This window comes from Modestobacter italicus, from assembly GCF_019799965.1.
GTDB classification, from domain to species: Bacteria; Actinomycetota; Actinomycetes; order Mycobacteriales; family Geodermatophilaceae; genus Modestobacter; species Modestobacter italicus_A.
Window position 1 is genome coordinate 1 of sequence record NZ_JABGCJ010000011.1, and the last position, 22867, is coordinate 22867.

The window sequence follows — 22867 nt, forward strand, 5'->3', positions numbered from 1 at the left end:
GTGGTGCTGCTGGCGCCTTCGAGGGCGGTGAGGTCGGCGGTGATGGTCAGGTTCGCGGCCACCGCCGGCAGGCCGGAGTCGGCAGGGCGGCGGATCAGCACGGACAGCACGTGCGCGCGTAGTGCGCCGATGGGCCGTGGGTCGCCGTCGGCTTTGAGCATGCGGGCGAGTTGGTCGAGCAGGTCGTGGCACTCGGCGGCTTCGTCGGTGGGCAGGTCCGCGGCCAGGGTCGAGCGCCCGTCGACCGGTGAGGGGTGGACGCGTACGTCGGCGGTCTTGTCCGCTTCGGCTCGGCGTTCGTCGGCTGCGGCGGCATCGAGTTCGAGCATCAGGGCGGTGGCGCGCTTCTCCAGCCGGGACACCGACAGATCGCGGGCTCCAGGCAGCAGCGCGGCCTCGACCTGGCCGGCGACGGTGGGGTTGGTGTGGGTGAGGGTGTCGGCCAGTGCCTGGCCGCGGCGCTCGTCGAGGTCGCCGGCCTTCAGGGCGGCGAAGGTGGCCGGCAGCTTGGTCGACCAGGTCAGTGCCCGGCGCAGCCGCAGCGCGGCGGTGCCTCGACCGAGGTTGAGCACCGTGGCGAGCTCGGCGAGGAAGAACTCTCTGATCTCGCCGTCACCGGTGTGGCTGGTCCAGCCCGGTCGGCGGGCGCCGGGGGAGTCGGCCGGTGGATCGTCGGTGGCGGGCCGGTGGCCGGCGAGCGCGAGGATCAGTTCGGCTTCTTCGGCGGCGAGCCTGGCCCGCCGCCGTTGCATGCGGTCCAGGTCGGTGGCCAGCTGCTCGTCCGACCACGACGCGGGTTCGGCAGCCAGACGGGTGAGGGCATGAGGGCGGCCCAGGTACACGATGTCGATGACCGGCTCGAAGGGGCCTGGTGGCACCGCGGTCGTCGTCACGCATCGAACATACGTACGGGGTACGACAGTTTCTGGGCTGCCGGCCCCGGCTGCTGCTCAGCATCGCCAGAGCCTCCGGACCTGCCCGGAGACGGCGCGGTCATCGACAGTCGAGCCGTTCTCCCGTCCGAGGGGCGCTGCGGTTCGGGCAGAGTCGGACTGCAGGAGCCAGCCGCCGTGCGGACGGTCTGCCCGCGGTACGCGGAGCTCCGCTGTTCCTGACTCGGCCGTGGACTGGGCCCTGACTTCGCCCCGGTCCAGGCCCCAGCTCAGTCTTCGCTGGGTTCCGGTCCCGGTTCGTGGTCTCGGGCGGATTCTCGTCCGGTTCCGGTTCCGGTTCCGGTTCCGGTTCCGGATCCGGATCCGGCCCGGGCCCCGCCTCAGGCGGACCCGGCGTCGTCGACGTCTCGCCCCGGACCGCTGGCGAGGAGCGCCGCAGACCGGACGAGACCACCGTCCGGTGCGCCGGCCTCCCTCACCGGCGCCCCGCCGGGTGGTGCGAGGGAGCGAGGCCGGCGGCGCGTCAGTCGCGGCGGCCGGCGTCGACGAGGCGCAGGACGAGCACGCCCTCCTCGTCGGAGGCGTCCAGGTCGACCTCGGCGTCGAAGCCCCAGTCGTGGTCGCCGGCCGGGTCGTCCAGGATCTGCCGGACCCGCCACAGCCGCGGGTCGGTCTTGTCCACGACGAGCAGCGCCGGGCCGCGGGCGTCGGCGCCCGTGCCCAGCTCGGTGTGCTCGGCGAAGTAGGCCTGCACGACCTCGCCCCAGCGGTCGGCGTCCCAGCCTGCCGCGGAGTCCAGCTCGCCGAGGTCGTACCAGCGGCGCCGGGCGATGAGCTCGACCCGGCGGAACAGCGCGTTGCGGATCATCGCGGTGAACGCCCGCTCATTGCCGGTCAGCGGCCTCGGTCGCGCGGGCACCGAGACGGGCGCGTCCAGCGGCTGGTCCGCGCTGGTCAGCTGCTCCCACTCGTCCAGCAGCGAGGAGTCGACCTGGCGCACGAGCTCGCCGAGCCACTCGACGATGTCGGTGACCTCCTCGGTGCGGGCCTCGGTGGGCACGCCGGAGCGCAGCGCCTTGAACGCGTCGGACAGGTAGCGCAGCACCGCACCCTCGGAGCGGGTCAGCCCGTAGTGGTTGACCAGCTCGCGGAAGGTCATCGCCTGCTCCCACATGTCCCGGACGACGGACTTGGGGGACAGCTGCGCGTCGCGCGCCCACGGGTTGCCGGCGGAGTAGACCTCGAACGCGTGGTCGAGCAGCTCCTTGAGCGGCTGGGGGTAGGTGATCTCCTCCAGCAGCTCCATCCGCTCCTCGTACTCGATCCCCTCGGCCTTCATCTGCGCCACGGCCTCGCCCTTGGCCTTGTTCAGCTGTGCGGCGATGATCTGGCGCGGGTCGTCCAGGGTCGCCTCGATCACCGAGACGACGTCGAGTGCGTAGGTGTCGTTGCCCTCGGCGTCCGGGCCGGGGGACAGCAGGTCGATGGCGGCGAGCGCGAAGGTCGACAGCGGCTGGTTGAGCTGGAAGTCCGGCGGCAGGTCCAGGGTCAGCCGGTAGCGCCGGCCGTCGGGCTCGGGGACGTCGAGCCGCTCGATGACGCCGGCGGTGACCAGCGACCGGGCGATCCCGATGACCTCACGGATGTGCCGCAGCTGCCGGGGGCGGGGCTCGTGGTTGTCGGTCAGCAGGTGCCGCATCGCCGCCACCGGGTCGCCAGGGCGGGCCAGCACGTTGAGCACCATCCCGGTCGAGACGCGGAAGTGGCTGGTCAGCGGCTCGGGGTCGGCGTTGATCAGCCGCTGCTGGGTCGACTCGCTCCACGGCACCATGCCCTCGGGCACCTTGCGGCGGACCAGCTTGCGACGCTTCTTCGGGTCGTCGGCGACCTTGGCGAACTGCTTGAGGTTCTCCACCTCGTGCTCGGGCGCCTGGACGACGACGGTGCCGGCGGTGTCGTAGCCCGCCCGTCCGGCGCGGCCGGCGATCTGGTGGAACTCGCGGGCGTTGAGCAGCCGCATCCGGGTGCCGTCGTACTTGCTCAGCGCGGAGAACACCACCGTGCGGATCGGCACGTTGATGCCCACACCCAGGGTGTCGGTGCCGCAGATGACCTTGAGCAGACCGGCCTGGGCCAGCTGCTCGACCAGCCGCCGGTACTTGGGCAGCATCCCGGCGTGGTGCACGCCGATGCCGTGCCGCACCAGCCGGGACAGCGTCGTCCCGAAGGCGGAGGAGAAGCGGAAGCCGCCGATCATGTCGGCGATCGCCTGCTTCTCCTCCTTGGTGGAGACGTTGACGCTCATCAGGGCCTGGGCCCGCTCCAGCGCCGAGGCCTGGGTGAAGTGGACGACGTAGACCGGCGCCTGCTTGGTGTCCAGCAGCTCCTGGATCGTCTCGTGCATCGGGGTGGTCGCGTAGTAGTGGTGCAGTGGCACCGGCCGCTCGGCGTTGGCGACCAGCGCGGTCGGGCGGCCGGTGCGCCGGGTGAGGTCCTCCCGCAGCGCGGTGACGTCGCCGAGGGTCGCGGACATGAGCAGGAACTGCGCCTTCGGCAGCTCGATCAGCGGCACCTGCCAGGCCCAGCCGCGGTCGGGGTCGCCGTAGAAGTGGAACTCGTCCATCACGACGAGGCCGATGTCGGCGTCCGGGCCCTCGCGGAGCGCGATGTTGGCCAGCACCTCGGCGGTGCAGGCGATGATCGGGGCGTCGGCGTTGACCGACGCGTCGCCGGTGAGCATCCCGACGTTCTGGGCGCCGAAGACCCCGCACAGGGCGAAGAACTTCTCGCTCACCAGCGCCTTGATCGGGGCGGTGTAGAAGCTCACCTGGTCGTTGGCCAGCGCCGCGTACTGCGCGCCGGTGGCGACGAGTGACTTGCCCGAGCCCGTCGGGGTGGCGAGTACGACGTTCGCGCCGCTGACCAGCTCGATCAGCGCCTCCTCCTGCGCCGGGTAGAGGACCGTCCCGCTCTCGCCCGCCCACTCCGCGAAGTGGGTGAACAGCGCGTCGGGGTCGCCGGCCAGCGACTGCAGCTCGGTCAGGTCGTCCGGGTCGCCGATCAGCGACCGGGCGCCGGGGGCGGGCAGCGCGGCGGCGGGGGAGTCGGCCGGAGTGGCGTCGGTGCCGGCAGGAGAGAGCGTCATCGTGAGCGACAGCGTGCCTGACGCCGCAGACCTTCCCGCGCCGACGCCCGGACCGAAGGGCGAGCCGCGTCCAGGTCACGATCCGGTCACGGAGTGTTGAGGAACGTGTGAAGTGGACCGTTGGGGGAGACTAGGTGAACGGAAGATGAACGAGAGGTGGATGGAACATGCGTACAGAGTGCCCTGAGTGCCGCTGGGTGTCGGTGGTCGACGGTTCGGGTCGGCGTCGGATGGAGATGCGCTGGGACAACCCCGGCGCCTCGGTGGTGAGCCTGCCCGGTGCCCGTGCCGGCATGGCCTCCCGGGCTGCCTGAGCGGCTCGGGTTCAGCGCCGTGACGCCCGGGTAGGCGGGGGCGACGCGGCACCGGACCGGTGTGCTGGACAGCACCGGTCGCGCGAGCAGAGCGCTGAGGGTGTCGCGACCGGACCACGCAGGAGGAAGCACCGTGTCGTCACCCCGCCCCGAGTCCCAGCCCGAGCAGCAGCAAACCCCGCCCGGCACGCTCGGGAAGATGGACCCCAAGCCCGACCACGGCGAGGAGAGCTACCGCGGCTCCGGAAAGCTGACCGGGAAGCGCGCGGTCATCACCGGCGGCGACAGCGGCATCGGCCGCGCCGTCGCCATCGCCTTCGCCCGCGAGGGCGCCGACGTCCTGATCGCCTACCTCGACGAGCACGAGGACGCGCGGGAGACGGCGAAGTACGTCGAGGACGCCGGCCGCAAGTGCGTGCTCGTGCCCGGGGACCTCTCCGACCGGGCCCACCAGAAGACGATCATCCCCAAGGCGCTCGAGGAGCTGGGCGGGATCGACATCCTGGTCAACAACGCCGCCTTCCAGATGACCCACGAGACGATCGAGGAGATCTCGGACGAGGAGTGGGACCACACCGTCGCGCTGAACCTGACCGCGATGTTCACCCTCTGCAAGGACGCCATCCCGCACATGCAGCCGGGGTCGGCGATCGTGAACTCCTCGTCGGTGAACTCCGACATGCCTCGCCCGAACCTCGCGCCCTACGCGATGACCAAGGCCGGCATCGCCAACTTCACCGCCAGCCTGGCGCAGCTGTACGGGAGCAAGGGCATCCGGGCCAACAGCGTGGCCCCGGGACCGGTCTGGACCCCGCTCATCCCCGCCACCATGCCCGCGGAGAAGGTGGCCAGCTTCGGGTCCGAGGTGCCCCTGGGGCGGGCCGCGCAGCCGGCCGAGCTGGCCCCGGTCTACGTGCTGCTGGCCAGTGACGAGGCCAGCTACGTCTCCGGTGCGCGGATCGCCGTGACCGGCGGCAACCCTATCCTCTGATGGTCTTCGTCTGGGGCTGGGGCGGTGGCGGGCCGCGCCGGCGGCGGGGTGGCTGGGGTCGCCCCGGGCGCGGGTTCGGCCCCGGCTACGGGCGTGGCTACGGGCCGCCACCCGGCTACGGAGGCCACGGGCCCGGCTACGGCCGGGGGTACGGCCGGCGCGACAGCGACTCGTGCCTGCGCAACCTGTTCTTCCTCAACACCGGGTGCTGCCTGGCGCAGGCGATCGGCTGCGGCATGGACCTGTTCCTGGTCGCGCCGTCGACCATGCGCCGGGTGCGGTCCGATGCCAGGGGTGGTCGACTGGCCGACCGGCTGATCGCCGCGGTACGCGTGTACCAGCGTGAGGTCAGCCCCCGCCGGCAGCCGTGCTGCCACTTCACGCCCACCTGCTCGGCCTATGCGATCGAGGCGCTGGAGCGGCACGGGGCGCTGCGGGGCAGCTGGCTCACGGCGCGCCGGCTGGTCCGGTGCCGGCCCGGCGGTCGACGCGGCGCTGACCCGGTGCCCGACTGACGGGTCCCCGGCCGAACGGGCAGTTCCGGTCGCTGATGCCGGCGCGTCGGCGCCTGCCGGCGACCGGAACTGCTCACTCGCAGGGGGAGGTGCCCTCCATCGGGCCTGGCGTCGCCGGTCAGCCCGGGCGCCGCCAGGTCCCCGTCAGCGTCTCCGCGACCCGGGCGACGTCGGACGGGCGCACCCGGCAGCACCCACCCACCAGCCGGGCACCGGCGGACAGCCACGCGCTGACGTCGCCGACCCCCGGCTGCCCGGTCCACCTCCGGGCAGCGGCGTCCCAGCGCTCACCGCTGTTCGGGTAGGCCACCGCCAGCTTCCCGCTCGCCTGCGCCGCAGCCGACACGGCCGCGGGAACCCCGGCGGGGTCGGTGCAGTTGACGCCGACGGCGACCACCGCGTCGACGTCCCGGGCCATCGCGCAGACGTCGTCCAGCCGTTCGCCCCGCCGGGTGCGCGGAACGTTGTCCGCGCCGCGAACCGCGGTCAGCGACAGCCAGGCGGGGACGCCGAACCCGTCGAGTTCGGCCAGCAGCGCCTCCATCTCCGCGGCCGCGGGCAGCGTCTCGCAGGCCAGCACGTCGGCGCCGGCCTCGGCAAGCACGGCCAGCCGCGGCCGGTGGAACGCCCGCAGCTCGGCGACCGTCACGTCGTCCAGGTAGTCGCCGGTGTACTCCGACCCGTCCGCCAGGAACGCGCCGTACGGGCCGACCGAGGCGGCGACCCAGCCGTCGCGACCGGCCTGCGCCAGCCCGACGCGGGCCAGCCGGACCGACCGGGTCATCAGCGCCCGGGCCCCGGCGGCGTCGATGCCGGCGGCGGCGAAGCAGGGGAAGGTCGCCTGGTAGCTGGCGGTGGTGAGCACCTGGGCGCCGGCGGTGGCGAAGGCGGCGTGCGCGGCGACGACCGCCGCCGGGTCGTCGCGCAGCAGCCGCGCCGACCAGAGCGCCGAGGTCACGTCGTGCCCGCGCGACTCCAGCTCGGTGGACAGGCCGCCGTCCAGGACGACGGGCCCGTCGGCCAGCGCGGCGGCGAGGGTGGTCATCCCCCGATGGTCCGCCGGGTCAGCGGGCGGACCGCGCCCGCCGGTCGGCGGCCACGAACGCCACCGCGACGGCCAGCGGCGCAGCGGCCGCCACGCCGGTCACGGCCAGCACGTCGGCGAGGTCGGCCGTCGCGTGAGCGGAGGAGGAGAGCAGCGCCCAGCCGACCGCGGCCAGCGGCACGGTGACCAGGCCGGTGCCCAGCGCCAGCCGGACCCGGGCCGCCCGTCCGGCCCGCGACGCCAGCGCGCCGGCCAGCACGGCCGGGACGACCGGCACCAGGCAGCGGAGGAGCGTGTCGGTGGGGCGCTGGCCAGTACCGGCGAAGGAGGCCAGCGACAGGTCGGCGGACACCGTGACCAGCGCCGCGCCGGCCAGCAGCGCCCACCACAGCCGGGCGCCCGCGGTGCCGAGGACCTGGGCGGGCCGGGTCGCCCGCCCGGCGGCCCAGACGCAGAGCGCCGTGCACATCAGCAGGAAGGTGACCAGCGACTGCGGGACGTCGGTGACCCCGCCGGCGTCCCGGCCCGGCAGCTGCCACGGCTGGCGGGCCAGCAGCACGAGCAGGACGGTGAGCCCGGCGCCGACGGCGACCATGCCGGCCAGCCGGGGCGTGCGGGGGGCGGTCTCCGCGGCCACCCGGGCGTCGAGCTCCTCGGCCCGGCGCATCAGGTCGGCCATCACCGACCCGGCCGCCGGCACGTGCTCGGCGCGGCGCTCGTCCACCCGGTCGGCGCCGGCCGGACCAGGCTCGGGCACGGTCGCCACGTGGTTGTCGGTCACCAGGTGCAGCCGGGTGGAGGCGTCCTGTGTCACTCCCCGAGCGTCACACGCAGTGACCGGTTCGGCGAGGCGAGCGGGCCGCGTTCACCGCACCGGGCGACGGGGCGTCACCGGCGGGACCGTCGGTTCACCCGGCCGGGGGCGCCGGGTGCTCAGGCGGGGGACGGGGCAGCGCCGCGGGTACGCGGTGCGCGGGTGACCGCCCAGGCGATCAGGAACGGCACCCCGCCGAAGAGGGCCGCGGTGTAGAGCCCGTCGACGACCGTGCCCAGGTCGTGGTCGCTGTCGGCCAGCGGCCGGCCCAGCGCGAACAGCGGCAGCACGAGCACCGCCAGGCCCAGCGTGGCCCGCCGGTGCGCCACCGGCCCCCCGCGGCGGGCGACCAGCCCCACCAGCAGCGTGGGCAGAAAGGTGAACGCCCATGCGAACACCGGGATGATCGGGCCCTCGTCGCCGAGTGCGGCCAGGTAGAGGTCGTTCCACACCAACGCGAACGCCGAGACGACGGCCAGCCCGCACCACGCCGACGCGGTGGCGGCACCCAGCCGGTGCGGGCGGGCCAGCACCGCCGCGACGGCCAGGCACACCAGCGCGGAGACGACCAGCAGGACGAGCAGCGACTGCGGGACGTCGGCGACCTGCCAGCCCGAGGTGATCCGCCGCGGCGCCGGCCACTCCCGGCTGCCGACCACCACCGCCAGCACGGTGAGCAGGACCACCACGGCTGCCAGCCCGGTGGAGCCGGTACCGGACGATCTCGGCTCGGGAGCGGTCATGGCGGGCAGCGTGCCACGGCGATGAGCGCAAGTCGGTCGTCGACGCCCGGGCGATCCGGGAGACTGTCCCGGTGCCCGGGGACGACGCGTTCGGTGACCTGCCGGTGAGTGACCGCCTGGTCGTCCCGGCCGGGGCGCTGTCGTGGCGGTTCTCCCGGTCCTCGGGGCCCGGCGGGCAAGGGGTCAACACCGCCGACTCCCGTGTCGAGCTCGCGGTCTCGCCGCTGCAGCTGCCCGGGCTCACCGAGACCCAGCGTCGCCGGCTGACCGAGCGGCTGGGCGACCGGCTGGTCGACGGCGTGCTGACCATCGCCGCCAGTGAGCACCGCCAGCAGCTGCGCAACCGGGAGGCCGCCCGGGCCCGGCTGGCCGCCGTGCTGCGCGCCGCGATCGCCCCGCCACCGCCGTCCCGGCGCAAGACCAAGCCCTCCCGCGGCTCGCAGGAGCGGCGGATCCAGGCGAAGAAGCAGCGCGGGGACACCAAGCGGCTGCGCGGCCGGTGGGACTGAGCGCACCGGCCTGGGCAGCTGCGCCGCGGTCGGTGCGGGCCGTCGTCGGCGGGTACGTGCTGCTGCTCGGTCTCGGCACCGCCGTGCACGTCGTCCACCTGGTCGTCGGTGGGCTGGACCCCTACCCGGGACTGCCGGCCTGGCTGACCGGCTACTTCGTCAGCCTCACCGTGCTCGACCCGTTGGCCGCGCTGCTGCTGTGGCGCGGGCGGCGCTGCGGCGTACTGCTCACCGGAGCGGTGTTCGTCACCGACGCCGCTGCCAACGGCTGGGCCAACTACGCGCTGGACGCGACCGGCGGGATCACCGTGGGCCGGGTCGGGCAGGCGATGATCACCGCAGCGGCGCTGGTGTTCCTCGCGCTCGCCCCACGGCTGTGGCGGCGCGCGGGCCCACCCGCGGGCTGAGGCGTCAGCGGCGGCGGGCCACGCGGATCCCGACCAGCACGCCCATCAGCGTCCAGAACGACCCCACGCCCACGCCGGCCAGCACGACCCAGAACGGGACCCGCATCTCGTCGGTCGCCACCTGCACCAGTCGCTGCTCGGTCTGCTGTTCCATGGGCGCGAGCCTGGCCGAGCCGCCGCCGGCTCGCCAGCCCCCTCCGCCGGCCATCAGCCCGACCGCCGGCGCATCGGCAGCAGCAACACGGGAACGGGCCGCGCGCCGCCGTCGTGGTCGGGGAGCTCGTGCTCTGCGTCGCGGGCGCGCGCAGAGCACGAGCGTCGTCGACGAACCCCCACCCGCGCCGCCATGTGCTCGCCGCGGCGCGGTGGCGCCCTCGGCGGCCGGTCGCACCGCCGTCGCCCGCCGGGTGTGAGACGGACGGAACGCGACCTTGACCCGGGCGCCCCCACCGGGAAACCGGGCCCCCGCACCCTCGGGATGTGTCCGCCGCCGTCTCGTTGCCCACCCCCGGCGTCGGCACGCGCACCACCGCCACCCACTGCCCGTACTGCTCGCTGCAGTGCGGCGTCACCATGACCGCCGGCGACCGCCCGGCCACGCTCGTGCCGGCCGACTTCCCGACCAACCGGGGCGGCCTGTGCTCGAAGGGCTGGTCGGCACCCGAGCTGCTCGACCACCCCGAGCGGCTCACCCGCCCACTGGTCCGGGCCGACCCGGCCGACCGCAGCAGCCCGCTGGTGGAGTCGACCTGGGACGTCGCCCTCGACCGGGTGGTCAGCGCGCTCCGCCGCACCCAGGAGCGACACGGCCGCGACGCGGTCGGCTGCTTCGGCGGTGGTGGACTGACCAACGAGCAGGCCTACCAGTTCGGCAAGTTCGCCCGGGTCGCGCTGCGCACCAGCGCCATCGACTACAACGGCCGGTTCTGCATGTCCTCGGCGGCCGGTGCGGCGGTGAAGGCCTTCGGCCTCGACCGGGGGATGCCCTTCCCGCTGTCCGACCTGGGCGAGGCCGACGTCGTGGTGCTGGTCGGCAGCAACCCGGCCGACACCATGCCGCCGGCGATGCAGTACTTCGACGCCGGCCGTGCCCGCGGCGCCGAGCACGTCGTGGTCGACCCACGGCGCACGAACACCGCGCGCCACGCGACCCTGCACGTGCAGCCGCTGCCGGGCTCGGACCTGGCGCTGGCCAACGGCCTGCTGCACATCGCGCTGGCCGAGGGGCTGGTGGACGAGGAGTACGTCGCCGCGCGCACCACCGGCTTCGCCGCCGTCCGGGCAGGGGTGGCCGGCTACTGGCCCGACCGGGTGGAGCGGCTGACCGGGGTGCCGGTCGCCCAGCAGCGCCGGATCGTCTTCGCACTCGCCCGGGGGCAGCGGTCGATCGTGCTGACCGCGCGCGGCGCCGAGCAGCACCGCAACGGCACCGACACCGCGCTGGCCTGGATCAACCTCGCTCTGGCCCTCGGACTGCCCGGCCGCCCGGGCAGCGGCTGGGCCACCCTGACCGGCCAGGGCAACGGGCAGGGCGGCCGGGAGCACGGGCAGAAGGCCGACCAGCTGCCCGGCTACCGGAAGATCACCGACCCGGCGGCCCGCGCGCACGTCGCCGCCGTGTGGGGAGTCGACCCCGACGACCTGCCCGGCCCCGGCCGCAGCGCCTTCGAGCTGCTGGACGCCCTCGGCACCGACGGTGGGGTGCGCGCCCTGCTGGTGCTGGCCTCCAACATCGCGGTCTCCGCACCGGACGCCCGCCGGGTGATCAGCCGGCTGCGCGACCTGGACTTCCTGGCGGTCAGCGACTTCTTCCTCTCCGAGACCGCCGAGCTGGCCGACGTCGTGCTCCCCAGCGCCATGTGGGCGGAGGAGGAGGGCACGATGACCAACCTCGAGGGCCGGGTGCTCCGCCGACGCAAGGCGATGGACCCACCCGACGGCGTCCGCGACGACCTCCAGCTGCTCGCCGAGCTGGCCGCCCGGCTCGGCGTCGCGGGTTTCAGCGGGGACGCCGAGACGGTCTTCGACGAGCTCGGCCGGGCCAGCGCCGGTGGGCCGGCCGACTACTCCGGCATCACCTACCGGCGGATCGACGCCGAGCAGGGCCTGTTCTGGCCGGTCCCGCACGCCGACCACCCGGGCACGCCGCGGTTGTTCACCGAGCGGTTCGCCACCCCTGACGGGCGGGCCCGGTTCCACCGGGTCGAGCACGCGCCCGCGCACGAGCAGCCGGACGCCGACTACCCGTACGTGCTGACCACCGGCCGGGTGCTGGCCCAGTACCAGTCGGGCACCCAGACCCGGCGCTCCCGCAGCCTGCAGCTGATCGCCCCCACGCCGCGAGCCGAGCTGCACCCCGACCTGGCCCGCCGCCTGGGCGTCGGACCGGACGACGTGGTCGAGCTGGCCACCCGCCGCGGCCGGGCCCGCTTCCACGCGCTGGTCACCGACGCGATCGCACCCGACGTGGTGTTCGCGCCGTTCCACTGGGGTGGCGGGTCCAGCGCCAACGCGCTCACCGACCCGGCGCTGGACCCGACCAGCCGGATGCCGGCCTTCAAGGTCTGCGCGGTCGCCGTCCGCCGGGTCGGCGGCCCCGAGGAGCGCATCCCGCCACCGGAACCGGCCACCCAGCCACGCCCCCGACCGCACGAGCCCCCGACGGCCCACACCCCGCACGTCCCGTCCCGGAGGAGGACCACCCGCGTGAAGAGCACCCCACGCTTCCTGCACGGCGTCTACCCGATCACCGGCGAGGGGCTGGGCAAGCCCGGCCCGCTCGACCCGGCGCTGCGCTACCAGGTCCCGGAGGGGAAGACGGCGCAGGCGCTGTACTTCCGTGGCGGCAACTCCACCGACGAGCTGGTCTACGTGCTGCTGGTGCGCGACGGCGAGCCGATGCGCTGGTTCCCGATCGGCGCCAAGGGCGACTGCCACGTGCCGCTGCGGGTGGTGGAGGACCTCGACGGCGGCTCCGTCGTCGAGTTGCACGCCGCCGCGCCGCTGGGCGTGACCGGCGAGCTGGTGCTCGACCTTGGCCTGGTGGAGGTGTGACCGCCGTGCTCGGTGGGCGCCCCGCAGGCGTGAGCACGCTGCAGTTCGCCATGGACGACGCCGACGGCGTCGACACCCGGCAGCGGCTGGTCGTCGTCGGCAACGGCATGGCCGGGGCGCGGGTGGTCGAGGAGGTGCTCGAGCGCGGCGGCGGCGAGCAGTTCGCGATCACCGTCTTCGGCGAGGAGCCGCACGGCAACTACAACCGGATCATGCTCAGCCACGTGCTCGCCGGCGAGGAGCACGAGGACGACATCGTGCTCAACAGCCACGACTGGTACGCCGACCACGGCGTCACGCTGCGAGCGGGCGTCCGGGTGATGCGGATCGACACCCACGCCAAGGTCGTGCACGCCGCGGACGGGACGACGACCCCCTACGACCAGCTGGTGCTGGCCACCGGCAGCCGGTCGTTCATCCCGCCGATGACCGGGCTGTACAGCGGCGACGACGAGCTGCTCCCCGGTGTCTTCGGGTTCCGCACCATCGACGACACCCGGGCGATGCTGGCCGCCGCGGCCGAGCACGAGCGGGTGGTCGTGATCGGCGGAGGGCTGCTGGGCCTGGAGGCGGCCCGCGCGCTGCAGGGCCACGGGCTGCACGTGGAGGTCGTGCACGCCGGCACCCACCTGATGAACCAGCAGCTGGACCCCGACGGCGGGGCCATCCTCAAGCAGTCGGTCGAGTCCCTCGGCATCGTCGTCCACCTGGCCACCCGCACGACCGAGGTGGTCGGCCCGGACCGGGTGCGCGGCGTCGTCCTGGCCGACGGCCGGGTGCTGGACGCCGACCTGCTGGTGATCGCCGCCGGCATCCGGCCGGTCACCGAGGTCGCGCTGCTCAGCGGCCTGGAGGTGGAGCGCGGCGTCGTCGTGGACGACCAGCTGCGCACCGACGACCCCGACGTGTACGCGGTGGGGGAGTGCGCGCAGCACCGCGGCGAGCTCTACGGGCTGGTAGCCCCGGTCTGGGAGCAGGCCCGGGTGCTCGCCGACCTGCTCACCGGTACCGACCCCGACGCCGAGTACCACGGCTCCAGAACGGCGACGAAGCTCAAGGTCGCCGGCGTGGACGTGGCCACCATGGGCGTCAACCGGCCCGAGCGGGACACCGACGAGTTCCTGGTGATCTCCGAGCCGCGCCGTGGGGTGCACCTGTCGGTCGTCGTCCGGGACGACAAGCTGGTCGGCGCGACCCTGCTGGGCGACACCCGCAAGGTGGCGTTCCTGACCCAGGCGTTCGACCGGGGCACGCCGCTGCCGGCCGAGCGGATCCGGCTGCTGGTGGACCTCTCCGACGGCGCCGAGGAGGTGGGCGTCGCCGAGCTGCCCGGTGACTCGCAGGTCTGCAACTGCAACGGCGTCACCAAGCAGGGCATCTGCGACGCGGTGGCCGGCGGGTGCGGCAGCGTCGGCGCGGTCATGGACGCCACCCGCGCCGGCAAGGGCTGCGGCTCGTGCAAGGCCCTGGTCAAGCAGGTCGTGGAGTGGGCCGCCGACGGTGACGTCACCGAGGACCCGTCGGCCTCCTGGTACGTGCCCGGGGTCCCGCTGGCCAAGCCGGCGCTGATCGCCGCGATCCGCGAGCAGCAGCTCCGCAGCGTCTCGGCGGTCTTCGCCGCCCTCGGACCGGGCGGAGCGGAGGACGCGAAGTCGAAGATGGGCCTCACCTCGCTGCTGCGCACCGTCTGGGGTGCCGAGTACGAGCAGGAGAACGACGCCAAGTTCATCAACGACCGGGTGCACGCCAACATCCAGCGGGACGGCACGTTCTCCGTCGTCCCGCAGATGAAGGGCGGGGTGACCACCCCGGCCCAGCTGCGCCGGATCGCCGACGTGGCGGAGAAGTACGAGGTGCCGATGGTCAAGGTGACCGGCGGGCAGCGGATCGACCTGCTCGGGGTCCGCAAGGAGGACCTCCCGGGCATGTGGGCCGACCTGGGCATGCCCTCGGGTTACGCCTACGGCAAGAGCATGCGCACGGTGAAGACCTGCGTGGGCACCGACTTCTGCCGGTTCGGGCTCGGCGACTCCACCCAGCTGGGCATCGACCTGGAGACCCGGTTCCAGGGCATCGAGAGCCCGGCCAAGATCAAGATGGCCGTCGTCGGGTGCCCGCGGAACTGCGCCGAGGCCTACGTCAAGGACGTCGGCGTCGTCGCGGTCGGCAACGGCCGGTGGGAGGTGTACGTCGGCGGCGCGGCCGGGGCCAGCGTGCGCAAGGGCGACCTGCTGGCCACCGTCGACTCACCCGCCGCGGTCATGCAGCTGACCGGCCGGTTCCTGCAGTACTACCGGGAGAACGCCAACTGGCTGGAGCGCACCTACGACTTCGTGCCGCGGGTCGGGCTGGCGCAGGTCAAGGCGGTGGTGCTGGAGGGCAGCCCCGAGGTGCTCGCCGACCTGGACGCCGGCATCCAGCGCTCGATCGACGCCTACACCGACCCGTGGGGCCAGGACGGCGCGCAACCGGCCACCCCCGGCCAGTTCCGCACCGCGCTGCCGCTGGTCGACCTGCCGAAGGTGCCGGTCCGATGAGCCTCGCCCACTCCGACGCCCCTGAGGCACCCACCACGGCGCCGGCCCGCGCCGGGACGCCGGCGACCGGGGTCAGCGACGGCCCCGCTGCTCCGGGGCCGGGCGTGCCGCACGTGGTCGGCCGGGTCGACGACGTGCCGCCGGGGGAGGGGCGGGCGTTCGTCGCCGGCGGGGTGCAGGTCGCGGTCTTCCGGCTGCGCGACGGTTCCCTGCACGCCACCCAGGCCGCCTGCCCGCACGCCGGCGGCCCGCTGGCCGACGGGCAGACCGACGCCGACGTGCTGGTCTGCCCGCTGCACCTGTTCGCCTACCGGTGGTCCGACGGCGTCTCCACCAGCGGCGCCGCCCCGGTGCGGCGCTACCCCGTGCACGAGGACGCCGGCCGGCTCGTCGTCACCGTGTGAGGGGCGCCCGGCCCGATCGCGGGGGTCAGGGGTGCATGCGGGCACCCCCGAGCACCTTGGCGACGCCGTTCCTCGGGCCGTGGACGGCGAGCCCGACCAGGTCCAGGTCGATCCCGCGCACCGCCTGCACCGCCGCCCGGTTCTCCACGTCGCCGCCGGTGGCGAACAGGTCGGCGGTGAACACCGACGTCGGCAGGCCGCGGGCCAGCGCCTTGTCCCGGGCGCCGGCCAGCAGCGGCGCGGGGCCGGTGAGCACCAGCACGGGCTGGCGGAACATCGCCAGGTAGGCCGTCCCGTCGGCGTCCTCGTACGGGCGGCCGATCAGCTCGGGCACCGCAGCGGCGATCGCGCTGGACAGGAAGGCGGTCACGTTCAGCTCCTGCCACGGCAGCAGGCCCTCCCGCAGCAGGACGGCGATCTTCGTGGGCCACGGCGGGCCCGGCTCCTCCACGGTGGGCAGCGACTCCATGCCGGGCAGCATCGCGCCGGGCCGCCGGCCTGGGCTTGTACGTTCCTGACGTGAGCGAGGTGGTGGCCTGGCGGCCGGCGGTCCCGGGGCTGACCGAGGTCTTCCACGCGCACTTCACCGACCACGTCTACCCGGCGCACACCCACGACGCGTGGGCGCTGCTGCTCGTCGACGACGGTGCGGTGCGGTACGACCTCGACCGGCACGCCCACGGGGCCGGCCGGACGGCGGTGACGCTGCTGCCGCCGGGGGTGCCGCACGACGGGCGGTCACAGTCGCCCGGCGGCTTCCGCAAGCGGGTGCTCTACCTGGAGCCGGAGACGGTGGGCGCCGACCGGGTGGGCCCGCCGTGGACTCCCCGGCGTTCGCCGACCCGGTGTTGCGGGCGCGGGTCTCCCAGCTGCACGCCGCGCTGGCGCCGCACACCGAGGGGCTGGAGGCGGAGAGCCGGCTGGCGTTCGTGCTCGATCGGCTCCGGCAGCACCTGGACCGCGCGGTGCTGCCGGCTCCCGCCGTCCGCGACGACCGGCTGGCCGACCGGCTGCGTGAGCTGCTCGATGCCCGGCTGACCGAGGGGGTGTCCCTGGAGGCGGCGGCCGTGGAGTTCGGGGTGCACCCCACCCACCTGGTGCGGGCGTTCACCCGCCGGCACGGGCTGCCACCGCACCGCTACCTGACCGGCCGGCGGGTCGACCGGGCCCGCCGGCTGCTGCTCGCGGGCGCGCCGCCGGCGGAGGTGGCGACGGCGGTCGGCTTCTACGACCAGGCGCACCTGACCCGGCACGTCCGCCGGATGATCGGGACGACGCCTGCGGCCTATGCGCGGTCCGCGGTGGAGCGGGTCAGCTGAGGTGCGCCGCAGCGGCGGGTCGTGGGCGGGGGCGCCCGGTGGGTCAGGGAGCCGGCACGGTCGCCCGCGCCTCGGCCGGGCCGCCGCACTCGGTCGACCCACCCACCCGCACCCAGTCCAGGTACAGCTCGGCGACGGTCAGCACCGCGCCGTCGGCGGCGAGCACCGTGGCGGTCACCGAGTCCGGCGCGCCCATCTCGAACGAGACGGTCGTGGAGCCGCGGGCCAGTGGCCGGGTCTGGGTGTCGGGTTCGTCGTCCGGCGTGCCGAGGACCAGACCGCACGAGGTCGGGCAGCCCACCCGGACCGCGTGCGCCTGCGGCCAGTCGGCGCGGAGCTCGATGGTCAGGGTGTTGGACCAGGCGACCGCCGGGCAGACACCGGCCCCGGCGCCGAGCCGGCTCGCGAAGAGCACGACCAGCACCAGACCGAGGACGAAGGAGGCCAGCCCCTTCACGGCGCGCTGACCGTCGCGGGGAGCCGGTCGAGCGGGCGCAGCGGTGGAGGACGGCGGCGCCGTTGCGCCGATCCGCGGGCGCGGGCCTCCTCGGCCAGCTGCCGCGCGGCGATGACCGAGGCGGGTTCGGGCGTCCCCACCTCAGTCCCACCCGGCCGTGGCGCTGATGGACTCCAGGCCGTCGTAGCCCAACGGCTCGGCGCGTCCCAGTGAGCTGCCGTCCGGTGCCAGGAACGACGCCGCGGCCACGTCGTCAGCTGTCGGGCCGTCAGGGGCCGGCACCACCGCGGCACCGTCGGTGAGCGGCACCTCGGTGGCGCGGGCGCCCGAGCCGTCCACCAGCCAGGCGCTCGCGGCGGTGGCCGGGCCGATCAGCACCAGGTGGCGCCCCAGTTCGGCCCCGCCGCCGGAGGAGCCCGAGCAGTCGAGCAGGAACACCTGCTCGGACAGGGGCGTGCCGGCCGGCCGGAGGTCGGCGCCGCACCAGGTGCTCCCCGTCGTCAGGCCGTCGCCCATCTCCTGGCTGAGCAGCGCCTCGAGGTAGACCGCTCCCGACGGCAGGGTCGCGGCGAGCAGCTGCAGTCGGCCGGCAGGGCCGGCGACCGGGGGGACGTCGCCGGCCCAGACCACGGCGAAGTCGATCGCGTCGGCCGGCACCCCGGTGATCTGCAGGACGTGGTCGACCCCGCCGGACAGCACCGACCGGGCGCCCGCAGAGCCCGGTGCCCCGCGCAGCCACTCGATCGGCACGTCGGGGGTGGACCAGGTCCAGTCCGAGCGCAACGCCGTCGGCATCGCGGTGACCAGCTCGACGCCGTCCCGGAGCACCCGGTAGCGCAGCGCCTCGTCGTAGGTGCCCGCGGCCGGGTCCAGCGCCAGCACCGCCACCCCGTCGGGTGCGTCCACCGGCTCGAAGGAGCGGCTGACCGTGCCGTCGGCGGCCACCTCCGGCCGTCGGGACAGCTCGACCTCGTCACCCGGTGCGGCGACGACCACCAGCGCTCCGGTCGCCGCGTCCGTCAGCGCCACCGGGGTGCTGAGGTCGACGCCCCCGATCAGGCTGGCCGGCTGCAGCTGGTCCGCTGCCGCGCCGACCGGGCCGCTGAACCAGGCGGCCGCCAGGCCGGAGGCGGAGCCGGTCGGCTCCGAGCCCATCGTGTCCTCGGCGACCAGCAGCGCCCAGCGTCCCCCGGCCACGTCCCCGGCGAAGACCACCCGCCGGCTGTCCAGCGCCGGCTCGGTGAGCGCCGTGGGTCGGTTCGGGTCGTCGGCCTCGGTCCAGGGCAGCTGCCGCACGGCCTCGACGAACGCCGGGTCCCCGGCCAGCGAGCCGCGGGTCGGCCCGGCCAGGACGTCGGCCGCCGCGGCCGCCGGCTCCGGGCCGGCCGCGTCGGCGCCGACGGCGGTGGCCGTCTCGGCCGACGGGCCGCTGTCCAGCACGGTGGAGGTCAGGACGACGAGGCCGGCCACCGCGGCCGCGACCGCCGCCGTCCCCAGTGTCTGCCGGCGCTGACTGCGGTGCCGGGCCACGACCGCCGCGGCCAGCCCCTCGCGCGGTGGGGGAGCGGAGCTCTCGGCCAGCCGGGTCAGCCGCTGCTGCAGCTCGGTGTCGTCCATCAGGAGCGCTCCTCGGTGGTCGCCAGCACCGGCGCGGCCAGCAGCGAGCGCAGCCGCTGCAGGCCTCGGGCGGTCTGGGTGTTGACCGTGCTCTCCGAGCAGCCCATCAGCTGGGCGGTCTGCCGCTCGGAGAGGTCGGCGTAGTAGCGGAGGACCACGGCGGTGCGCATCCGCGGCGGCAGCGACCGGAGGGCGGCGCGCAGCTCCTCGTCGTCCTCGGGGGTGACCGCCGGGTCGGCCCGGTCGGGAAAGGTCTCGACGACCTGCTCGGTGGTCGACAGCCGGCGCCGCCAGCTGGTGTGGGTGGTGACCAGCACCCGCCGCACGTACGCGGTCGGCTCGCCGGTGCGGGTGATCCGGCCCCAGTGCCGGTAGGTCTTCAGCAGGGCGGTCTGCACCAGGTCCTCCGCATGTCCGCGGTCACCGGCGAGCAGGACCGCCAGCCGGAGCAGGGCAGGTTGCTCCCGGGACACGAAGTCCTCGAAGCCCGTCCCGTCCACGCCCTGGGTCCCCTCTCGCCGTCCGTCACCTCATACACGCGGTGGGACGCCCAGCGGACCCACAGCGACGGTCACGAACCGATCACGAACCGGCCCTCCCGCGGGGCCCGACGCGAGCAGGCGAGCGGGTCCCTCCTCAGGCGGGCGGGAGCTCGAGGTCGGCCAGCGCCGCGGTGACGTAGTCCTCGCGGACGAAGTCCAGCGCCAGCAGGCGGTGCACCAGCACGCCACGGCGGGTCAGCCGCAGGTCGGCGGGGCGCAGCCTCGGTCGCACCGCACCCGGGCGGGAGGCGACGAGCGGCGGGTCGAGCAGGCCGGCCTGCTGCAGGTCGGTGAGGTCCTCGCGGGCGCCCCAGGCCCGCCAGCTGCGCGGCTCGTCCTCCAGCGCGCCCACCGGAAGCGGTGCCCGGTCACGGCGGCCGACGGCGGCCAGGAACACCAGCTGCCGCCAGCTGCACGACTCGGCCAGCTGCAGGGCTCGCGCCGCCAGCGCGACGTCGACGTCGGGGGAGACGACGACCTCGGCCACCAGGTAGCCCAGGTGCCGCACCCGCCGCTCCTCCGTCGTCGCCCGGGCGGCCTGGACGACGTCCTCGACGAGGCGTTCGGCGGCCGACCGGGACGCGGTGCTCACGCTGAAGAAGCCGTCGCCGCGCACCGCACGGCCCTGGGAGGAACGGGTGACCGACAGCTCCGCGACGAAGGCCAGGACCGCGCCGGCCCGGGCGCGCTCCCAGGTCAGCGGCAGGTCGGCGGCCGAGGTGGCGGCGTCGCGGAGGCACGAGGCGATCCGCTCGTCCAGCCGCAGCGGGCTGTCCTCCGGGGCGAAGAGCAGGCCGGCGACGGCGCGGCTCATCGTCCCGGCGACCAGCTCGCCGGTCTCGACCAGGTCGCGGCCCGGTGCGCGCTCGTTGCCCAGGGAGTCCCTCACGCCGCGATCATGGCCCGGCGCGGCCGGCGACGCACCTGGCGTCCGCGGCCCCTCACCACAGCGGGGCAGAGGCCCGGGCGCCCGGGCTCGGATCAGACCCCGGCCTGCTGCATCAGCGTCCCGCGGCGCAGGTAGACGAACCAGGTGACGGCGACGCAGGCGACGTAGAAGGCGCAGAAGGCGCCCAGCGCCGTCCCCACGCCGCCGGTGGCGCTGTAGGACTCGGAGATGATCCGCGGGATGAACACCGCGCCCAGCGCGCCGACCGCCGAGATGATGCCCACCGCGGCGGCGGTGTCGCGCCGGGCGCGGTACATGGTCTGGGCCGGGGTCTCGCCGGCGCTGCCGGCGGCGGCCTCGGCCCGGTAGATGATCGGGATCATCCGGTAGGTGGAGCCGTTGGTCATGCCGACGATCGCGAAGAGCACCAGGAAGCTGAGCAGGAACCCGAGGAAGCTGCCGGCCTCGACGAAGGCGATGGCCACGCCGATGGCCAGCGCCTGGCCGACGAAGGTCACCACGGTCACCCGCGCCCCGCCCACCCGGTCGGCGAGCAGCCCGCCCAGCGGACGGGTCAGCGAGCCGACCAGCGGCCCGAGGAAGGCGTACTGGTAGGTGTTCGCGGCGAACTCGTTGGCCAGCACCAGCGGGAAGGCGCCGGAGAACCCGATGAACGAGCCGAACGCGCCGATGTAGAGGAAGGACATGAGCCAGGTCTGCTTCCGGCGGGCGATGGCCGCCTGCGCGCTCACGTTGGCCCGGGCACCGGAGAGGTTGTGCATGCCGAACCAGGCGCCGGCCACCGCCAGCAGGATGAACGGGACCCAGATCAGGGCCACGTTCTGGACGTAGCGCTCCGCTCCTGTCTCGGTGGTGCCGGTGACCCCGCCGACGACGGCGAGCGCGCCCGCTCCGGCCGCGAGCGGGCCGACCAGCTGGATGATCGCCACCCCGATGTTGCCGCCGGCGGCGTTCAGGCCGAGGGCGAAGCCCTTCTCCTTGTCCGGGTAGAAGAAGGAGATGTTGGCCATCGAGGAGGCGAAGTTGCCGCCGCCGAACCCGCAGGTGACCGCGGTGAGCACCCAGAACCAGTAGGGCTGGGCGGTGGTGGCCGCGACCACCAGCAGGGTGACCGGGACCAGCAGCAGCGCCGCGCTGACCACCGTCCAGTTGCGCCCCCCGAACAGCGCCGGCATGAACGTGTACGGCACCCGCATGATCGCCCCGACCAGGCCGGCGGTGGAGACCAGCCAGAACAGCTGGTTGCTGGTGAAGCCGTAGCCGATCGAGGCGAGCACCGCGGTGGAGATGCTGAACAGCTGCCAGACGCTGAACCCGATGTTCTCGGCGAACACCGACCAGACCAGGTTCCGGCGGGCCACCGGCCTGCCCTGCGGCGACGCCCAGAAGGCGGGGTCCTCGGGGTCGTAGTGGTCGATCCAGCGGCCGCCGACCCGGGTCACCGGGCCGTTGCCGGCCGGCGGTGCGGGTGCGACGGCGACGCCGGCGCGATCGAGCTGGGTGTCGGTCATGGCGTCATCCCCTGGTCGCGGAGCCGGCCGGCGGGGAGTCCGCCGGGCCGGGGACGACGCTAGGAACGGGCCGTTTCCGTCCGGGCGCGGAGACGTGACCGGTGCGGAACATGTGCCGCACCCCGTCGGCGGGGCGGGTGTGAGCCTCCGGCGGGGGCACGGGCACGGGGCGGCCCTCCCGTGGTGGGGGAGGACCGCCCCGGGGGTGGTCGTCGGCGCGGGGGTCAGCGCGAGCCGACGGTCGCCGTGTCTGCCGGGGCGACGATCGTCTCGCGGACCAGCGGGGCCGGCGTCCGGGGTGCGGCGGTGCGGGCGTGGGTGGCGTAGAGGGTGAGCCCGACGAAGGTGACCCCACCGACCAGGTTGCCGAGCACGGTGGGGACCTCGTTCCAGACCAGGTAGTCACCGACGGAGAAGTCGCCGCCGAGCAGCAGGCCGGAGGGGAACAGGAACATGTTCACGATCGAGTGCTCGAAGCCCATGTAGAAGAACAGCAGGATGGGCATCCACATCGCGATCACCTTGCCGGAGACCGAGGTGGACATCATCGCGGCGACCACGCCGGTGGAGACCATCCAGTTGCACAGCACCGCGCGGAGGAACAGGGTCAGCATCCCGGCTGCGCCGTGGTCGGCGTACCCGACCGTGCGGCCCTCGCCGATCGAGCCGATCGCCTGCCCCACCTCGTTCGGCGGCAGAGAGAACGCATAGGTGAAGATCACCGCCATCATCACCGCGACGGTGAACGCCCCGGCGAAGTTGCCGATGAAGACCAGCCCCCAGTTGCGCAGCATCCCGCGCACCGTGACCCCGCGGCGCCGGTCGAACAGCGCCAGCGGCACGAGGGTGAACACCCCGGTGAGCAGGTCGAAGCCGAGCAGGTAGAGCAGGCAGAAGCCGACCGGGAAGAGCAAGGCCCCGACGATCGGCTGGCCGGTCTGCACGGTGACCGTCACGGCGAACGCGGCGGCCAGCGCCAGGATCGCCCCGGCCATGAACGCCCGGATCAGGGTGTCCCGGGTGGCCATGAAGACCTTGGCCTCACCCGCGTCGATCATCTTCGTGACGAAGTCCTTCGGGGTCACGTACGACATGCGCGTGCTCCTTCGCGGCGGGGGAACGAGGGGAGGGGCGTCGGTG

General features: G+C 74.5%; 23 protein-coding genes and 1 pseudogene. 10 read left to right on the top strand and 14 right to left on the bottom strand.

Going from position 1 to position 22867, the window contains the following annotated elements; genetic code table 11:
* Together HLA93_RS19545 and HLA93_RS19550 are read right to left on the bottom strand one after the other, a co-directional pair.
* On the bottom strand, positions 1 to 893 hold an 893-nt coding region (locus HLA93_RS19545), incomplete at its 3' end, for a DUF222 domain-containing protein (RefSeq protein ID WP_308128249.1).
* Between the two features lie 523 nt (positions 894 to 1416).
* The gene (locus HLA93_RS19550) at positions 1417 to 4038 is read right to left on the bottom strand and encodes a DEAD/DEAH box helicase (RefSeq protein ID WP_246627157.1); all 2622 of its coding nucleotides are present in this window, start codon (positions 4036 to 4038) and stop codon (positions 1417 to 1419) included.
* A gap of 167 nt (positions 4039 to 4205) precedes the next feature.
* Between HLA93_RS19550 and HLA93_RS19555 the strand changes: the two genes are divergently transcribed.
* The 3 genes from HLA93_RS19555 (at position 4206) to yidD (ending at position 5858) form a co-directional block, all read left to right on the top strand.
* Positions 4206 to 4352 carry a hypothetical protein gene (locus HLA93_RS19555; protein WP_222196122.1) on the top strand — a complete coding sequence of 49 codons (147 nt, stop codon included), beginning with the start codon at positions 4206 to 4208 and terminating at the stop codon, positions 4350 to 4352.
* Between the two features lie 133 nt (positions 4353 to 4485).
* Positions 4486 to 5343: an SDR family oxidoreductase gene (locus HLA93_RS19560; RefSeq protein WP_222196123.1), complete on the top strand. Its 858-nt coding sequence runs from the start codon at positions 4486 to 4488 to the stop codon at positions 5341 to 5343.
* Positions 5343 to 5858: a membrane protein insertion efficiency factor YidD gene (yidD, locus tag HLA93_RS21260; RefSeq protein ID WP_246627158.1), complete on the top strand. Its 516-nt coding sequence runs from the start codon at positions 5343 to 5345 to the stop codon at positions 5856 to 5858. Before HLA93_RS19560 ends, yidD begins: the two co-directional genes overlap by 1 nt.
* 118 nt (positions 5859 to 5976) lie before the next feature.
* On the opposite strand, the gene mmuM is transcribed toward yidD, so the two are convergent.
* The 3 genes from mmuM to HLA93_RS19580 form a co-directional block, all read right to left on the bottom strand.
* Entirely contained in the window at positions 5977 to 6903 is a 927-nt protein-coding gene (gene mmuM, locus HLA93_RS19570) for a homocysteine S-methyltransferase (protein WP_222196124.1), read from the bottom strand.
* A gap of 19 nt (positions 6904 to 6922) precedes the next feature.
* Positions 6923 to 7717 (bottom strand): hypothetical protein, encoded by a 795-nt coding sequence (locus tag HLA93_RS19575; protein ID WP_222196125.1) that lies wholly within the window; start codon positions 7715 to 7717, stop codon positions 6923 to 6925.
* Between the two features lie 119 nt (positions 7718 to 7836).
* Entirely contained in the window at positions 7837 to 8460 is a 624-nt protein-coding gene (locus tag HLA93_RS19580; RefSeq protein ID WP_222196126.1) for a hypothetical protein, read from the bottom strand.
* A gap of 71 nt (positions 8461 to 8531) precedes the next feature.
* On the opposite strand from HLA93_RS19580, the gene arfB reads away from it, so the two are divergent.
* Positions 8532 to 8969, top strand: coding sequence for an alternative ribosome rescue aminoacyl-tRNA hydrolase ArfB (gene arfB, locus HLA93_RS19585; RefSeq protein WP_222196127.1), 438 nt, complete (start codon positions 8532 to 8534; stop codon positions 8967 to 8969).
* Entirely contained in the window at positions 8960 to 9376 is a 417-nt protein-coding gene (locus HLA93_RS19590; protein ID WP_222196128.1) for a hypothetical protein, read from the top strand. Before arfB ends, HLA93_RS19590 begins: the two co-directional genes overlap by 10 nt.
* 4 nt (positions 9377 to 9380) lie before the next feature.
* Here the strand turns inward: HLA93_RS19590 and HLA93_RS19595 are convergent, their stop codons facing one another.
* Positions 9381 to 9530: a hypothetical protein gene (locus HLA93_RS19595; protein WP_222196129.1), complete on the bottom strand. Its 150-nt coding sequence runs from the start codon at positions 9528 to 9530 to the stop codon at positions 9381 to 9383.
* 326 nt (positions 9531 to 9856) lie between these two features.
* Here HLA93_RS19595 and HLA93_RS19600 point away from each other — a divergent pair, with 326 nt between their 5' ends.
* The 3 genes from HLA93_RS19600 to HLA93_RS19610 are packed head-to-tail and all read left to right on the top strand — an operon-like array spanning position 9857 to position 15371.
* Complete coding sequence (locus HLA93_RS19600; protein WP_308128250.1) at positions 9857 to 12430, top strand: molybdopterin oxidoreductase family protein; 2574 nt, start codon at positions 9857 to 9859, stop codon at positions 12428 to 12430.
* Positions 12431 to 12459: 29 nt separating this feature from the next.
* A complete protein-coding gene (gene nirB / locus HLA93_RS19605; RefSeq protein WP_308128251.1) occupies positions 12460 to 14967 on the top strand; it encodes a nitrite reductase large subunit NirB in 2508 nt (835 codons plus the stop codon).
* Complete coding sequence (locus tag HLA93_RS19610; RefSeq protein WP_222196130.1) at positions 14964 to 15371, top strand: Rieske (2Fe-2S) protein; 408 nt, start codon at positions 14964 to 14966, stop codon at positions 15369 to 15371. Before nirB ends, HLA93_RS19610 begins: the two co-directional genes overlap by 4 nt.
* A 25-nt stretch (positions 15372 to 15396) precedes the next feature.
* Here HLA93_RS19610 and HLA93_RS19615 read toward each other — a convergent pair whose 3' ends face one another.
* Positions 15397 to 15840, bottom strand: coding sequence for a DUF2000 domain-containing protein (locus HLA93_RS19615; protein WP_222196131.1), 444 nt, complete (start codon positions 15838 to 15840; stop codon positions 15397 to 15399).
* 62 nt (positions 15841 to 15902) lie between these two features.
* Between HLA93_RS19615 and HLA93_RS22145 the strand changes: the two are divergent.
* Positions 15903 to 16112 (top strand): annotated as a pseudogene (locus tag HLA93_RS22145) (AraC family ligand binding domain-containing protein); the annotation flags it as partial.
* A 77-nt stretch (positions 16113 to 16189) separates the two neighbouring features.
* Positions 16190 to 16690: an AraC family transcriptional regulator gene (locus HLA93_RS22150; RefSeq protein ID WP_308128252.1), complete on the top strand. Its 501-nt coding sequence runs from the start codon at positions 16190 to 16192 to the stop codon at positions 16688 to 16690.
* A gap of 43 nt (positions 16691 to 16733) precedes the next feature.
* Here HLA93_RS22150 and HLA93_RS19630 read toward each other — a convergent pair whose 3' ends face one another.
* The 7 genes from HLA93_RS19630 to HLA93_RS19660 all read right to left on the bottom strand — a co-directional run bounded on the left by HLA93_RS19630 (position 16734) and on the right by HLA93_RS19660 (position 22821).
* Positions 16734 to 17147 (bottom strand): hypothetical protein, encoded by a 414-nt coding sequence (locus tag HLA93_RS19630; protein WP_222196134.1) that lies wholly within the window; start codon positions 17145 to 17147, stop codon positions 16734 to 16736.
* Positions 17144 to 17287: a hypothetical protein gene (locus HLA93_RS19635; protein WP_222196135.1), complete on the bottom strand. Its 144-nt coding sequence runs from the start codon at positions 17285 to 17287 to the stop codon at positions 17144 to 17146. Before HLA93_RS19635 ends, HLA93_RS19630 begins: the two co-directional genes overlap by 4 nt.
* 1 nt (position 17288) lies before the next feature.
* Positions 17289 to 18764 (bottom strand): hypothetical protein, encoded by a 1476-nt coding sequence (locus tag HLA93_RS19640; protein WP_222196136.1) that lies wholly within the window; start codon positions 18762 to 18764, stop codon positions 17289 to 17291.
* Positions 18764 to 19264: a SigE family RNA polymerase sigma factor gene (locus HLA93_RS19645; RefSeq protein WP_222196137.1), complete on the bottom strand. Its 501-nt coding sequence runs from the start codon at positions 19262 to 19264 to the stop codon at positions 18764 to 18766. The genes HLA93_RS19640 and HLA93_RS19645 overlap by 1 nt, the downstream gene beginning before the upstream one ends.
* A gap of 136 nt (positions 19265 to 19400) precedes the next feature.
* Complete coding sequence (locus tag HLA93_RS19650) at positions 19401 to 20195, bottom strand: hypothetical protein (RefSeq protein WP_222196138.1); 795 nt, start codon at positions 20193 to 20195, stop codon at positions 19401 to 19403.
* A 92-nt stretch (positions 20196 to 20287) separates the two neighbouring features.
* Positions 20288 to 21727, bottom strand: a complete 1440-nt coding sequence (locus HLA93_RS19655; protein WP_222196139.1) for an MFS transporter — start codon at positions 21725 to 21727, stop codon at positions 20288 to 20290.
* 224 nt (positions 21728 to 21951) lie between these two features.
* Positions 21952 to 22821, bottom strand: coding sequence for a formate/nitrite transporter family protein (locus HLA93_RS19660; RefSeq protein WP_222196140.1), 870 nt, complete (start codon positions 22819 to 22821; stop codon positions 21952 to 21954).
* Between the last annotated feature and the right edge of the window lie 46 nt (positions 22822 to 22867).

Bases quoted from the DNA above. Each gene is read 5' to 3' on its own strand.
- mmuM (WP_222196124.1), bottom strand. From the start codon at position 6,903: ATGACCACCCTCGCCGCCGCGCTGGCCGACGGGCCCGTCGTCCTGGAC.
- HLA93_RS19610 (WP_222196130.1), top strand. From the start codon at position 14,964: ATGAGCCTCGCCCACTCCGACGCCCCTGAGGCACCCACCACGGCGCCG.
- HLA93_RS19660 (WP_222196140.1), bottom strand. From the start codon at position 22,821: ATGTCGTACGTGACCCCGAAGGACTTCGTCACGAAGATGATCGACGCG.
- HLA93_RS19595 (WP_222196129.1), bottom strand. From the start codon at position 9,530: ATGGAACAGCAGACCGAGCAGCGACTGGTGCAGGTGGCGACCGACGAG.
- HLA93_RS19640 (WP_222196136.1), bottom strand. From the start codon at position 18,764: ATGGACGACACCGAGCTGCAGCAGCGGCTGACCCGGCTGGCCGAGAGC.
- HLA93_RS19615 (WP_222196131.1), bottom strand. From the start codon at position 15,840: ATGGAGTCGCTGCCCACCGTGGAGGAGCCGGGCCCGCCGTGGCCCACG.
- yidD (WP_246627158.1), top strand. From the start codon at position 5,343: ATGGTCTTCGTCTGGGGCTGGGGCGGTGGCGGGCCGCGCCGGCGGCGG.
- HLA93_RS19550 (WP_246627157.1), bottom strand. From the start codon at position 4,038: ATGACGCTCTCTCCTGCCGGCACCGACGCCACTCCGGCCGACTCCCCC.
- HLA93_RS19580 (WP_222196126.1), bottom strand. From the start codon at position 8,460: ATGACCGCTCCCGAGCCGAGATCGTCCGGTACCGGCTCCACCGGGCTG.
- HLA93_RS19655 (WP_222196139.1), bottom strand. From the start codon at position 21,727: ATGACCGACACCCAGCTCGATCGCGCCGGCGTCGCCGTCGCACCCGCA.
- HLA93_RS19555 (WP_222196122.1), top strand. From the start codon at position 4,206: ATGCGTACAGAGTGCCCTGAGTGCCGCTGGGTGTCGGTGGTCGACGGT.